This window comes from Novosphingobium sp. SG919 (assembly GCF_012932495.1).
GTDB lineage: Bacteria > Pseudomonadota > Alphaproteobacteria > Sphingomonadales > Sphingomonadaceae > Novosphingobium > Novosphingobium rhizosphaerae.
In genome coordinates this window covers 1,972,117-1,984,162 of record NZ_JABCNG010000001.1, presented here as the reverse complement: position 1 = coordinate 1,984,162, position 12,046 = coordinate 1,972,117, and the positions used below count along the sequence as shown (strand labels likewise).

The window sequence follows — 12,046 nt, the reverse complement described above, 5'->3', positions numbered from 1 at the left end:
GGGTAAGTCCTTCTTGTCGGTGGAAACACCGACCCGATGGCTCACCGGACTTCGATCACTCCGAGATAGGTGTTGTCATCCAAGGTGACGTCCGTTTCGAAGACGACCGCGCCGGTGGCATGGGCCACCTGGAGTCGGTAGACTTCTCCCCGACCCTCGAGCGGTTCGAACTTGAACTCGCCGAAAGGATCGCTGTCCTGTTCCATCAGGACCTTGTTATCTTGTAGCAGGCGCACCCGCAGGCCGGCGGCGCAATCCTCGCGCCCGGTCTCGCGGCGAACCAGCGCACCGCCAAGGAAGCAGTGGCTGACGCGGTCGAAGTTGCGGTACCAGATGCGTGGGCGGGTACCGAGTTCGGAGTGGAGGCGAACCAGCCCCTCGTCGTTTGCGCGCGCATCCATCTGCGCGTCGTCCAGCTTGGCCAACGTGAGGGCCTGTGTCGGGCAAGACTGCACGGCGCGCGGCTCTTTCCAGCCGTTGTCGAGCAGATGCGCATCCATCGACCACTTCTGCGGCAGCTGCAATTCCTCGTTCCAGTGAATCTGGCCATAGGGGCAGGTACCCACCAGGTCCCTGCGGCCACGGGCCTTGACCGGATCGATCACCACGATCCCATCGGCGCGCTTGGAGACGACATCGCTGGTCTCGGGCGTCAGGCACGGCGGATTATCGCACTGCTGGCACGTCTCGATATAGTGCGACACGTCGATCATCGGCGCGGCGCCGCGTTCGTGCCGGGCCAGCGTCAACCACAGGTCACCCAGCCGCGGTGCGGGTTCGGAATAGCCCGGGAAGCTGTTGCCCAGGTATTCGTCCTTGGTCGCCAGCACGCAGTTGTTGCAGCTGTTGCACCGCGCGACATCGAAGATCAGGTTGTACTTGCTCATTCGGCGGCTTCCTGCAGCGTGGACGTGCCCAACCAGGCCTCGATTTCGACAAGGCACAGCGATCCGGCCGAGGCGACGGTGCCGTCTGCCTGCATGCGGTTGGGCGTGAGGATGTTCATGCAGCCGCCGATATCGGGCGATGCACCCGGCTCGCCGAGCGGCTGGTAGCTCGCCGACGATTCATAGGAATGGGCGACGCCGGCGGCGAGGCGGTTGGTCACTTCGGCCGCGCAGATCACGCTGCCCAGATCGTTGAACACGCGCACCAGCTGATGGTGGGCAATCCCACGCCGCCGCGCGTCGTCTTCGGCGATCCGCACGATCCAGTAATAGTGCCCATCGACGCAGACGCGGTGATCGGCAAGATCGCTGATCGCGCTGCCCTTGCCGTCCTGCGCGGTGTGAAAGCTGAAGCGCTGGTGCGGCGTGAGCAACTGGATGGGATAGCGGCGATACCGCTCGCCCTCGCGCGCGCCTTCGAACGGGCGGGTATAGCGCATCAGCGCGGGGCGGTCGGGGCGTTCGGGCCGCAACCGCTTGAGCGAGTTGGGCACGAATTCGAACTTGCCCGACTGGGTCTGAAGACCATGGAGCCACTTGTGGCTATATCCGGCGGGCAGCGGGAAGGGCTCGGGCACGTCCTTGGGACGGCCTTCATAGAACCAGCGCATGTCGACCGCCACCCGCGTCTCGGGCTTTTCGGGCGGCACCACGTAGTAGCCCTTGCGCAGGAATTTCTTCCACGAGATGTGCTTGGGCAGGTCGGACGAGTCGAACACGCGCTTCGCCCAGTCGAGCTCGGAGCAGCCCTCGGAGTAATAGTTGCCCAGACCCAGCCTTTTGCAGATGTCCCAGAAGATCTGGTAGTCGGACTTCGATTCCCCCAGCGGCTCGATGCACTTGTGCTGCATGGCGATGACGCGGTGGTTGAGCTGGGCTTGCCAGTGATACCCGAAGCCCGAAGAGTTCGACCATTCGCCGATGTCATGCCGCTCGAACTGGGTGCAGGCAGGCAGGATGATGTCGGCAAAGCGGGTTTCGCCTTCGTTCCAGATGCCTTGCGCCACCACGCATTCCAGTTCGGGCGAGCGATACATTTCGGCAAAGCGCGCGGAACTGGCGATCGTGCCCATCGACGAGCCGCCATAGCGATAGAGCATGTGAATCTTGGAACAGCCCGGCGCCGGGTAGAAGTAGGGCCGGAACTGGATTTCCATGCTGGTCGGCTCCAGCAGGTAGCCTTCGGCGAAGCCTTCGAGGATCGCCTCGGGCAGCTTCTGGCGCGGGACGATCTGGGGAACCGGGTTCATCGACAGCAGGTGCGGCATGCGAACGTAATTGTTGGTGGCCGAGCCAGTGGCCATCAGTTCGCCCGAAATCCCGCCTTCGCCATAGCCGGGGAAATAGAATTCGAGATTGACCGGGGTGCCGTTGGTGAGATTGCCGAAGTTCACCCCCGGGCGGCCCCAGCCCTGCATGGCCATGAGCATGACCATGGCGCGCGCCCACTGGATGCCGCTGGCATTGCGACACGCGCCGCCAAAGCCGCCACCGTTGACCCCGCAGCCCAGGTAGACCTTCTTGCGGCCCCACAGCCGCGCCAGTGCGCGGGCCTCGCGCGCCGGGATGCCGGTTTCTTCCTCCTGCCATTCGGGGGTCTTGGGCACGCCGTCGGTTTCGCCCATGACATAGGCTTTCCATTCGTCGAACCCGGTAGACCGGTTTTCGACGAAATGGCGGTCGTAGAGATCTTCCTGGATCCACACGTACATCAACGACAGGGCCAGGGCGGTGTCAGTACCCGGGCGGATCGGCAGCCACTTGCCGCCGGTGAACGCCGCCGTGGGCGAATAGTGCGGGTTGATGTGGATCGCTTCGATGCCGAGTTCCTTGGCCCAAAGCCGCCGCTCGCTCGCCTCGGTGCCGCCATAGGCGCCGAACTGCGATTCCGGGTCGCTCGACCAGTAGACGATCAGCTCGGCTTCCTTGAGCGCATCCTCCAGGCCGCCATAGCCGGCAGCCGCGCCAAGCCGCATCGAATTGCCGTAGTGGTGCATCGCCCCCCAGTACCAGCCTTCCCAGCTGTCCGGGTTGAGCATCACGCGGGTGACGCCCACGGTATTGCCGAAGCGCATCATCGCCGACAGGTAATAGCCGACATTGCCCCACTGGTGGTGGGAAGGGTGGGCAAGCGCGATCGCGCCGGGCCCATGGACCTGCTTTTGCCGCAGGATTTCCTTGGAGACGATATCGAGCGCCTCGTCCCAGCTGATCCGCTCATAACCCGATGTACCGCGGTTCTGCGGGTTGCGTTCGCCGTCGGGATCGAAGTCGACACGCTTCATCGGGTAGAGCAGGCGGTCTTCGGAATAGACGATCGACTTCATGGCGAGCGAATGCGGCGCGACATAAGCCTTGCGGCGCGGGGTGAAGCGCTTGCCCCTGGCCTCCATCGTCCAGGTCTCGGGATCGTCCTTGGTGAATTCGATGATTGCAGTGCGCACGATCCTGCCGTCCTTGACGTAGACGTGGAGCGGGCCACCGTTGGTCATCTGGGTATAGCGCGTGCTGCCGTCGGGCATGGGCTCGCCCATCTTCCAACCGTCGGAATCAAGGCGCGAGGCGAGCTGGGTGAACCATGCGATCAGATCCTCGTCGCCCATCAGGGCTACGCGGAAGTTCTTACCGGCGTGGATCACCTCGGCATAGTTGATCGGCGGGGTGGTCAGGGCAACGGCCGTATCGACGTCCTTGAACTGCATCACCACGTCGGGGCTGGGGTGCAGCCCCTTGCGGCTGACGATCCGGCCGCGGTCGAAGGCATAGTTGCGGGCAATGCTGCCGTCCGCCAGGCGGATCTGCACCACGCATGTCTTCTGTTCGAGAAAGGCCCGGAACTGCGGGCTGCCCTTTGCCTTAAGCGCAAAAACCTTGGGAAGCGCGAACAGCGTCGCCTTCAGCCGCAGTGCCTTGATATCCACCAATCGTCATCCTCACCATCTGCCCGATGTATCCCACTATTATACGAAGTAGTCAACTTCTCGGTACAGCTTTTCGCACGCCGCCTGCCCCATGGTGCAGGTCAGCAGCCGTCGCTGCCGGCGAAGACCTCTTGCGCGGCACGTTCGGCGATGGGGCTGGCGCGCTCGCCTGGCACGCCCAGCGCACGCAGCAGCAGGAATGCCATTTCGCGCGCAACTTCAGAGGGTTCGCGCCGCGGTGTGGCGACCACGAGATGATCGACGGCGGTGGCCACCAACCCGAATACGGTGAGCATCCCGCCTTCGACCGAGAGCGCCGAGAACTCGCCATTGGCGAGCCCGGTCCGGATGTCGTGCCGCAGGCCCGCGTTGATCGGCGCATCCATCTGGGCGCGTCGCTTCGACAGGTTGACCATCGCGCGATAGCGATCGGGATGACGCTCGGCATAGCGGATCAGCGCCGCCATGGCCCGCGCCATGCGGCAGGCGGCATGCTGGATCGCATGGTTGGCCTGCTGCACTTCGCGTTCGCAGTCACCCTGGACCAGTTCGACGATGGCTTCAGCCAGCGTCTCCTTGTCGTCGAAATGGTTGTAGAAGCTGCCCTTGGCAACGTCGGCGGCAGCGACGATGTCGTCGATCGTCACCCCGTCGATCGATCGCGCGGCAAACAGCTTCTGGCCGGCCCCGATCAGCGCGCTGCGGGTGCGCACGCGCCGGCGGTCGATCCTTGGCATCGGCGGAGGCAAGGCTTTTCCCGTCACCGTTCGTTTCCTTCGGCTAGGCGTGGGGTAGGGCCGGCGGTGCGGCGCGGACATAGGCCTGGTCGATTGCGCCGAAGATCGATGCCCCGGCTTCGTCGAGCATCTCGATGCGGACCCTGTCCCCAAACGCCATGTAGGCCGTGCGCGGCTGTCCTTCATCGATCAGTTCGATCGCGCGCCGTTCCGCGATGCAGGCCGAACCGACGGTGCGGAAATCGTCGTTGGAAATGGTGCCCGAGCCGATGATCGTGCCCGCCGCAAGGTTCCGGGTGCGCGCGGCGTGGGCGATGAGTTCGCTGAACGAAAAGCCCATCGCGCCACAATGCGGCCTGCCGAACAGCGTGCCGTTCCAATGAACCTGCAGCGGCAGGTGGATGCGCCCGTCGCGCCAGGCCGGCCCGAGTTCGTCGGGCGTTACCGCCACGGGGCCAAAGCTGGTCGAAGCCTTGGAATTGAGGAAGCCAAACCCGGTGCGCAGATCCTTCCCGGCCAGCACGCGCAAGCTGGTGTCGTTGGCGATCATCAGCAGGCGGATATGTCGGTGGGCCACATCGGCCGGCGTGCCCATCGGCACGCGATCGACGATCACGGCGATTTCGCCTTCGAAATCCATGCCATCGTCCGCGCTGGGGAGTGCAATATCGTCGCAGGGGCCCAGCAGGTCGTCGCCCGCCCCCTGGTACATCAACGGAACGGTGCGTTTTTCGGGGGGCGGATCGATGCCGAAGACCGTTTCAAGCAAGTCGCCATGCGCGTGAAACGCCGAGGCGTCGAGCCACTGCCATGCACGCGGCAGCGGCGCGGCGGCGAGCCTGGGCTCGAACGGCGTCGTGCCAGGTGCCGCGCCAAGTTCGAGCTGCTGGGCAAGCGTGGCCAGGCGCGGCGCGACAAGCGCCCACTGCTCGATGGCCTGCTGCAGCGTCGCCACGATCGGCGCGGCCGGGACCATGCGCGACAGATCGCGCGAGACAAGGTGGAGCGCGCCGTCGGGCGTGGCATTACGAATGGTCGCGAGCTTCACGCGATGGGGCCCTTTTGGTCAGGAACGGGAAGGGCGGGCAAGCGACGCCCGCCGCATGCGCTTGCCGGCGGAAGAGACCGGCCGGCGCGCTGCATGCTAGGCCGATCGTATCGTTTGGCCCGATCCGAGTTAGGTGCAAAAATTCGCAGTTTCCCGCCAATTGCCCGGCAGTGCCCGGCGCGGACATCTAATTGTGGCACCTAGCTTTCGGACGCGGCTGGGCGCACATAATGGGACAACCGCCGGCACAATGGGGCCAGCGGGGGCGTGCCGTTGGAGAGGCGTGCCTGAAACTTCGAAAGGTGACTGCGGTGAAAGTGTTTCGTTTACCTCGCTTCCCCGGCCTGCTGGAAACCGCGCTGATCGTAGCTGGTGGCCCGGCTCTTGCCCTGGTCGCGGCGCCGGCGTCGGCCCACCACTCGGCCGCCCCGTTTGACATGACCAAGAAGGTCGTCGTGAGTGGCACGGTGGAAAAGTGGGTCTGGTCCAACCCGCATTCGTGGCTCTACCTGCGTTCGGTCAAGCCCGACGGCACCCAGGTGATCTGGGGCTTCGAGGCCGGCAGCGCCGGTATGCTGGCCCGCAGCGGCTGGAATTCTCACGACATGAAGGCTGGTGACAAAGTCACCGTTTCGGGCTTCCCTAGCCGCAATGGCAAGCCGGTGGGCCTGATCAACGAAGTGCGCCTGTCCACTGGCCGCGTGCTCGGTTCGGGCTTTGGCGCTGCGCCCGGCGGCGGCCTTGGCGGCCCTGGCGGTCCCGGTTCTGCCCCGCACCCCCGCTAAGCGAAAAGGTCGATCGATGTTTCATTCCAAGACCGTGCTTGCAGCCGCGCTATGCGCTGCCATGCCGATCGCGACGACCTTGGCCGTGGCGCAACCTGCAGCGCCCGCGCCTGCTGCGCCCGCGGCACCGGCCGGCGCCCAGCCACTGGGTTCGGCCTGGGGTGACGTGACGCGGATGCCGGATTTCTTCACCGGGAATTGGCAGAGCGTTACCTCGTTCCTCGACAAGGCCAATGGCACGCCGTTGACGCCGCAGGCCAAGGCCCATGCCGACAAGTTCAAGGCGATCGAGGACATTCCGTTCGCCGGGGCAGGCTGCAAGACGCCCGGCATGCCGATCATCCAGCGCCTCGGGTCGCCGCTCAAGTTCTTCTACGAACCGGGCATGATCGCGATCTATATCGAAAACAGCAGCATGACGCGCTTCCTGCGTCTCAACGGGAAGCATTCGGACCGGCCGAACCCCAGCTACCTGGGTGAATCGGTCGCGCATTTCGAAGGCGATACGCTGGTGGTCGACAGCATCAGCTTCCATGATGACGTGCTGACGCAGTACACCAATTTCCCGGGCAAGGGCACGGGGCGCCTGGTCCTGCCGCCGGATTCCATCTTTGGTCCGCACGGGCCGGACATGCGCATGGTGGAACGTTTCCGCCTGCTCGATCCCGATACGATGGAAATCCGCCTGACCATCTATGACGACACGATCTGGACCAAGCCTTACGAGGCCGATCCCCAGATCTTCAAGCGCAACCGCGGCGAAGCCGGCTGGCCCGCCGAGTGGGTTTGCGGAACCGCCGACGATCCGGTCAACTTCGATCCCAATGCCAATGCGACGGTGATGGAAGATCCGGAAGCGGTTCTCAAGAAGCTCAAGGAAAACGAAGCCAACAAATAAGGTTCATCGAGCCTTGCCGGGGAGCGGACGTGATGCGCGATATGAAACTTGCAATGGCCTTGGCGGGGAGCGTCCTGACGTTCGCCGCTGCGGCCGGGGCGCAGGCCCAGACGGCGCCCGCCGCTGCGGCCTATCATCCGACCGTGGACGATTGGGTCGGCGTGAACGATGCGGTCGACAACTACACGCTCGGGCTTGAGCAGCACGATATGGCGCGCTTCGACCGGGCATTCTGGCCCGAAGCAACGATCATCGCCGAGCCCGAACCCGGCAAGAGCTTTACGATGCCCTATCGCGCGGCGGCGATGCCCCCGCCTTCGGCGGGCGGCGCGCCCGGTGGTCCGCCCGGATCGCCACCACCCGGGTTCCCGCCGCCTGGTGGGCCGGGTGGCCCTGGGGCGCCTGGCGCACCGGCTGGTCCTGGCGCCGCGCCGGCAGGAATGCCGCGCGTCAATGCCATCGGCAACGGCAATCCGCCGTGGCACTTGTCGCTGAGCCACCATTTCGAGTTCCAGAGTGCCACCCGGGCAACGCACTACGGTTATTTCGTGAGCGTCTATCCTGACCTTGCGACCAAGATCACCACGGTCGGCCTGCCCGGGCACTACGAAGACGTGCTGGAGAAGCGCAACGGCGAGTGGCGGATTCTGCAGCGCAAGACGGTCATCGGAGCGAAGTAACATGCAGGGCAATTCGGGCGTGGATCGGCGCGGGGCCGCAACCCGCGTCCCCGTTGTGCTGGCCGCCGTTTTGGCGTTGGGCGCGGGGGCTGCCATCGGGCAGGCCCGGCCCGCGCGCGCTCCTGTGGCAGGCAAGCCCGTGGCCTCAGCGCCGGTTGCAGCGCTGCCGGTCTATCGCAAGTGGTGCGCCGATTGCCATGCCACGCCCACCGGGCCGGGCAGCCTGGCGCTCCAGCGCAAGTACCAGGGCGCCGTGCCCGCAATCCTCGAGCAGCGCAGCGACCTGTCGCCCGACTATGTGCGGCAGGTGGTGCGCCAAGGCATTTCGTTCATGCCTTCGTTCCGCAAGACCGAGATCAGCGACGCCGAACTGGCGGCTGTTGCCACTTACCTGACGAAGCCGCCGGCCCGCCGCCGGTCTGGCGGGGGCAAGCCATGAACTTGCTCACGCCCGTCTGCACCCGGCGTGCCATGCTCGGCGGAGCGCTGGCGCTGGCAGGTGGCGCAGGGCTGGGTGCTGGCGCGCAAGCGCGGGTGGCTTGGCGGCCGATAGATGCCGTCGTCATCGACGGCAGGGCGCCTTTGCCGCGCGAGCTGTCCGGCAGGCTCGCCGCCGCGCCGGCATCGGTGCTGCAGTTCACCCCTGATGTGACCGGCTATGCCGCGATGGCGCGCATGTTTGCGGACAGCCAGGCGGTTTCGGGCGTGACGTCGGGTGCAACGCTGTTCTGCCTTGAGCAGATCGCCGCGGATCATGGTTTCCGTCTCACCGGCCATGCCTGCCATGCCGCCGACGATCCAGCCTGCAGCCGCGCCCTGGGTACCGCGCTGGGTGCCATCGCGCCCGCCGCGCCGGCCATGCAAGCCGGGCGCGCAACTTACAACCGATCGTGCGAGGCCGGGCGGCTGCACGTGTGGACCATGCACAAGCGAGCCGGCGCCCCCTTGCGCGCCGCTCGACAGGAGAGTTGACCGTGAACGTGCCCCCCCACGTCAGCCCGGCCGATTTTGCGGCCGCGCTGCGGGCCTTTGCCGAAGTGGTCGGCGCCGACTGGCTGTTCACCAGCGACGAGGATCTCGAACTCTACCGCGATTCCTACTCGGTGTTGTGGGGAGAGGCTGACGAACCGCGCGCAGCGGCTGCCGTCGCCCCCGCCAGCGCCGAAGAGGTGGCCGCGCTGGTGCGGATCGCCAATCGCTATCGCATCCCGGTCTATCCCATCTCGACGGGGAAGAACCTGGGCTATGGTGGCGCCGCCCCGGCCGTGGCCGGCAGCGTCGTCCTCGATCTCAAGCGGATGAACCGCGTGATCGAGATCGACGAACGCAACGGTTACGTGGTGGTCGAGCCTGGGGTCAGCTATTTCGATCTGTACAATTACATCCAGGAAAAGGGCCTGAAGCTGTGGATCGACTGCCCCAGTCCCGGCTGGGGGAGCCTGATCGGCAACGCCCTTGATGGCGGGGTGGGCGTGACCCTGGCCCCCTATCGCAACCATTTCGATGCGCAATGCGGGATGGAAGTGGTCTTGCCCGACGGGCGCGTGTTGCGCACCGGCATGGGGGCCATGCCCGGCGCCAAGACATGGCAGCAGTTCCGCCCTGGCTTTGGCCCGCGCATCGATGGCCTGTTCAAGCAGTCCAACTTTGGCGTGGTCACCAAGATGGGGTTCTGGTTGATGCCCCAGCCCGAAAGCCACGCCACTGGGGTGCTGACGGTGCCGCGGTTCCACGACATCATCCCCTTGGTCGATATCATCGGCCGGCTTGAGCAGGGCAAGATCGTGCAGGGGCTGTGGACGCTGTCCAGCCCGACGACCGGGACGCGTGGCGATGCGGCCCATTTCGGCGGGCCGCCAGCGATTGATCCCGCGATCCGCGTGATCCTTGAAGACCCGGCGGGCGCCGACATGACCAAGCTGGAAGCGGCGGCGCAGGCGGCCGGCCTGCCGTTCTGGTCTTGCGAATTCCAGCTCTATGGCCCGGCGCGGTTCATCGAGGCGCAGTGGGAGTGCATCCGCGAGGCCGTTTCCGCCATTCCCGGCGCGCAATTCACGCTCAACCCGGTCCGTGCCCTGCCGCTGCCGGCCGAGGACGTCGCCCGGATGTTCGATCCAGGTCCGCTCGGCATTCCCTCGTTGCGCACGTTCAGCCTGGGCCCGATGTACACCTACGAGGACCAGGAGGTCGTCGGCCACATCTTCTTCTCGCCGGTCATTCCGCGCACGGGGGAGGCCGCGATCGAGGCGATGGACGTGTTTGCGCGGATCGGCCGCAAGTACAAGCTGCCTGGCCTGCCGCTGCAGTTCCCCTCGGCGATCTTCGAGCGCGCGTTCCTGTTCGCCATGGGCCTGCCGGTGACGCGCTCGCCCGAGGTCAATGCCAAGGTGCGTGCGATTTTCCGGGAACTGGTGACAGTGGCCGCAGAGCGTGGCTGGGGCGAATACCGGACCGCCCCTGCGTTCTACGAACTGATCATGGGCACCTATTCCTACAACGACCACGCGCTTCGCGATTTCCTGGAAACGATCAAGGACGCGGTCGATCCCAACGGCATCATGTCGGTCGGGCGCTACGCGATCCGCGCGCGGGCGGCCAAGGCGGCCGGCTGATGCGCGCAATTTACTGGCAGAACCTTATGCATAGCGAGAGTGTCACCATGGACGTACCGCATAAAAGACACGGCAAATGGAAGTTTGCCCTTGCCGCGCTGGCCGCGCTCTGGGCCCAGAACGCCGACGCGCACCACTCCTTCGCCAAGTTCAACATGGCCAAGCTGACCACGCTGACCGGCACGGTGCGTGAGTTCACCTGGGCCAATCCGCATACCTGGCTCATCGTCGTGGTGCGCAAGGCCGATGGCAGCACCGAGCAATGGTCGCTGGTTGGATCGAGCCCCAACATGATGGCGCGCTGGGGCTGGAACGCGGGCGACATCAAGTCTGGCGACAAGATCGTGGTCGATGTGCACCCCGGTCTTGATGGGCGTCCGATCGGTTCGATCCAGAACGTGTTCCTGGCCAAGGGCAAGGTCCTGGTCGATCCGGCCGGCTCCAACGGCCAGGCCCTGGCCGGCGGCCCGGTCAAGGTTCCCACCAAGCCGCAGGGACAACCCTACAAATGAGCCCCAACCGCGTTCATCGCCAGCTTCGCACCGGCGCGCTTGTCGCGCTGTCGGCCCTGGCACTTGCCGCCCCCGCAGCCCGCGCCGATGATGCACCGGCCGTGGCGCGCACGCCCGAGCAACAGGCTGCGGCCTGGCAGGAGATCGCCCGCCAGCCCGATTTCTGGCAAGGCACCTGGCAGTCGATCAACCCGATCGCCGATGATTTCTCCACGCCGCCCGATTACACGCCGTTCGCGCGTGACTATATCGCCAAGTACAAGCCCGCCGAGGATAGCCCGTTCACCAACTGCAAGCCGCTCGGCATGCCGTTCGTGCAGAACATCGGTGGCATGCCGATGAAGTTCTTCCAGTCGCCCGGCATGATCGCGCTCTATATCGAGACGTCGGGGATGACGCGCTTCATCCACACCGATGGGCGGCAGCACAGCGAAATGCCCAATCCTTCATACCTCGGGGAATCGATCGGGCATTGGGAAGGCGGGACGCTGGTGGTCGATACCACCGGCCTCGCGCCCGATACGGTGTTCCAGATCGGCCGCTTGACCAATGACGTGCGGGTGCAGGGCGATCACTCGCCCTTGGCGGGCGTGGTGTTCGGTCCGCATGGCCCGAACCTGCGCCTGGTGGAGCGGATGCGCTTGCTGGATTTCAACACGCTCGAAATCCAGACGACGATCTACGACGATACGATCTTCAAGAGCCCTTATGCCCTTCCGCCGCGCAAGTTCATCCGCGGCATCGAGCGGCGCAACGAGCCGCAGGAATGGGCCTGCACCGACAACCGCGACTATCTCGATCCCGATACGGGCAAGCTCGAGGTGAACGTCAAGGACAAGGCGCAGGATCGCTGACGATCTGGCCGGCGCGCCGTCAGCGCGCCGGCTGACAGCCATGACGCAGCAA

Annotated in this window: 12 protein-coding genes; 8 read left to right on the top strand and 4 right to left on the bottom strand. The window is 65.4% G+C overall.

Annotated elements, in window-relative coordinates; translation table 11 throughout:
- Positions 1 to 41 precede the first annotated feature (41 nt).
- The 4 genes from FHT19_RS08860 to FHT19_RS08845 form a co-directional block, all read right to left on the bottom strand.
- Positions 42 to 887 carry a 4Fe-4S dicluster domain-containing protein gene (locus FHT19_RS08860; RefSeq protein WP_169474631.1) on the bottom strand — a complete coding sequence of 282 codons (846 nt, stop codon included), beginning with the start codon at positions 885 to 887 and terminating at the stop codon, positions 42 to 44.
- A complete protein-coding gene (locus FHT19_RS08855) occupies positions 884 to 3,868 on the bottom strand; it encodes a molybdopterin-dependent oxidoreductase (protein WP_211184739.1) in 2,985 nt (994 codons plus the stop codon). Before FHT19_RS08855 ends, FHT19_RS08860 begins: the two co-directional genes overlap by 4 nt.
- Before the next feature lie 101 nt (positions 3,869 to 3,969).
- The gene (locus tag FHT19_RS08850; RefSeq protein ID WP_168555168.1) at positions 3,970 to 4,581 is read right to left on the bottom strand and encodes a TetR/AcrR family transcriptional regulator; all 612 of its coding nucleotides are present in this window, start codon (positions 4,579 to 4,581) and stop codon (positions 3,970 to 3,972) included.
- Positions 4,582 to 4,648: 67 nt separating this feature from the next.
- Positions 4,649 to 5,653, bottom strand: a complete 1,005-nt coding sequence (locus FHT19_RS08845) for a fumarylacetoacetate hydrolase family protein (RefSeq protein ID WP_169474630.1) — start codon at positions 5,651 to 5,653, stop codon at positions 4,649 to 4,651.
- A gap of 311 nt (positions 5,654 to 5,964) precedes the next feature.
- Between FHT19_RS08845 and FHT19_RS08840 the strand changes: the two genes are divergently transcribed.
- From FHT19_RS08840 to FHT19_RS08805, 8 genes are all read left to right on the top strand, one after another.
- On the top strand, positions 5,965 to 6,438 hold the full coding sequence (locus tag FHT19_RS08840; protein ID WP_169474629.1) for a DUF6152 family protein: 474 nt from the start codon (positions 5,965 to 5,967) through the stop codon (positions 6,436 to 6,438).
- Between the two features lie 16 nt (positions 6,439 to 6,454).
- Complete coding sequence (locus FHT19_RS08835) at positions 6,455 to 7,336, top strand: hypothetical protein (RefSeq protein ID WP_169474628.1); 882 nt, start codon at positions 6,455 to 6,457, stop codon at positions 7,334 to 7,336.
- A 59-nt stretch (positions 7,337 to 7,395) separates the two neighbouring features.
- Positions 7,396 to 8,016 carry a hypothetical protein gene (locus FHT19_RS08830; protein ID WP_169473147.1) on the top strand — a complete coding sequence of 207 codons (621 nt, stop codon included), beginning with the start codon at positions 7,396 to 7,398 and terminating at the stop codon, positions 8,014 to 8,016.
- Between the two features lie 124 nt (positions 8,017 to 8,140).
- Entirely contained in the window at positions 8,141 to 8,455 is a 315-nt protein-coding gene (locus tag FHT19_RS08825; RefSeq protein WP_248290334.1) for a cytochrome c, read from the top strand.
- Positions 8,452 to 8,988 carry a hypothetical protein gene (locus tag FHT19_RS08820; RefSeq protein ID WP_169474626.1) on the top strand — a complete coding sequence of 179 codons (537 nt, stop codon included), beginning with the start codon at positions 8,452 to 8,454 and terminating at the stop codon, positions 8,986 to 8,988. Before FHT19_RS08825 ends, FHT19_RS08820 begins: the two co-directional genes overlap by 4 nt.
- A gap of 2 nt (positions 8,989 to 8,990) precedes the next feature.
- The gene (locus FHT19_RS08815; protein ID WP_169474625.1) at positions 8,991 to 10,628 is read left to right on the top strand and encodes an FAD-binding oxidoreductase; all 1,638 of its coding nucleotides are present in this window, start codon (positions 8,991 to 8,993) and stop codon (positions 10,626 to 10,628) included.
- Positions 10,628 to 11,140, top strand: a complete 513-nt coding sequence (locus FHT19_RS08810) for a DUF6152 family protein (RefSeq protein WP_169474624.1) — start codon at positions 10,628 to 10,630, stop codon at positions 11,138 to 11,140. Before FHT19_RS08815 ends, FHT19_RS08810 begins: the two co-directional genes overlap by 1 nt.
- Positions 11,137 to 11,994, top strand: coding sequence for a hypothetical protein (locus FHT19_RS08805; RefSeq protein WP_168555160.1), 858 nt, complete (start codon positions 11,137 to 11,139; stop codon positions 11,992 to 11,994). Before FHT19_RS08810 ends, FHT19_RS08805 begins: the two co-directional genes overlap by 4 nt.
- Positions 11,995 to 12,046 lie beyond the last annotated feature (52 nt).

Excerpts from the sequence above, each read along its gene's own strand:
- FHT19_RS08810 (WP_169474624.1), top strand. The coding sequence starts at position 10,628 with ATGCGCGCAATTTACTGGCAGAACCTTATGCATAGCGAGAGTGTCACC.
- FHT19_RS08805 (WP_168555160.1), top strand. The coding sequence starts at position 11,137 with ATGAGCCCCAACCGCGTTCATCGCCAGCTTCGCACCGGCGCGCTTGTC.
- FHT19_RS08860 (WP_169474631.1), bottom strand. The coding sequence starts at position 887 with ATGAGCAAGTACAACCTGATCTTCGATGTCGCGCGGTGCAACAGCTGC.
- FHT19_RS08835 (WP_169474628.1), top strand. The coding sequence starts at position 6,455 with ATGTTTCATTCCAAGACCGTGCTTGCAGCCGCGCTATGCGCTGCCATG.
- FHT19_RS08820 (WP_169474626.1), top strand. The coding sequence starts at position 8,452 with ATGAACTTGCTCACGCCCGTCTGCACCCGGCGTGCCATGCTCGGCGGA.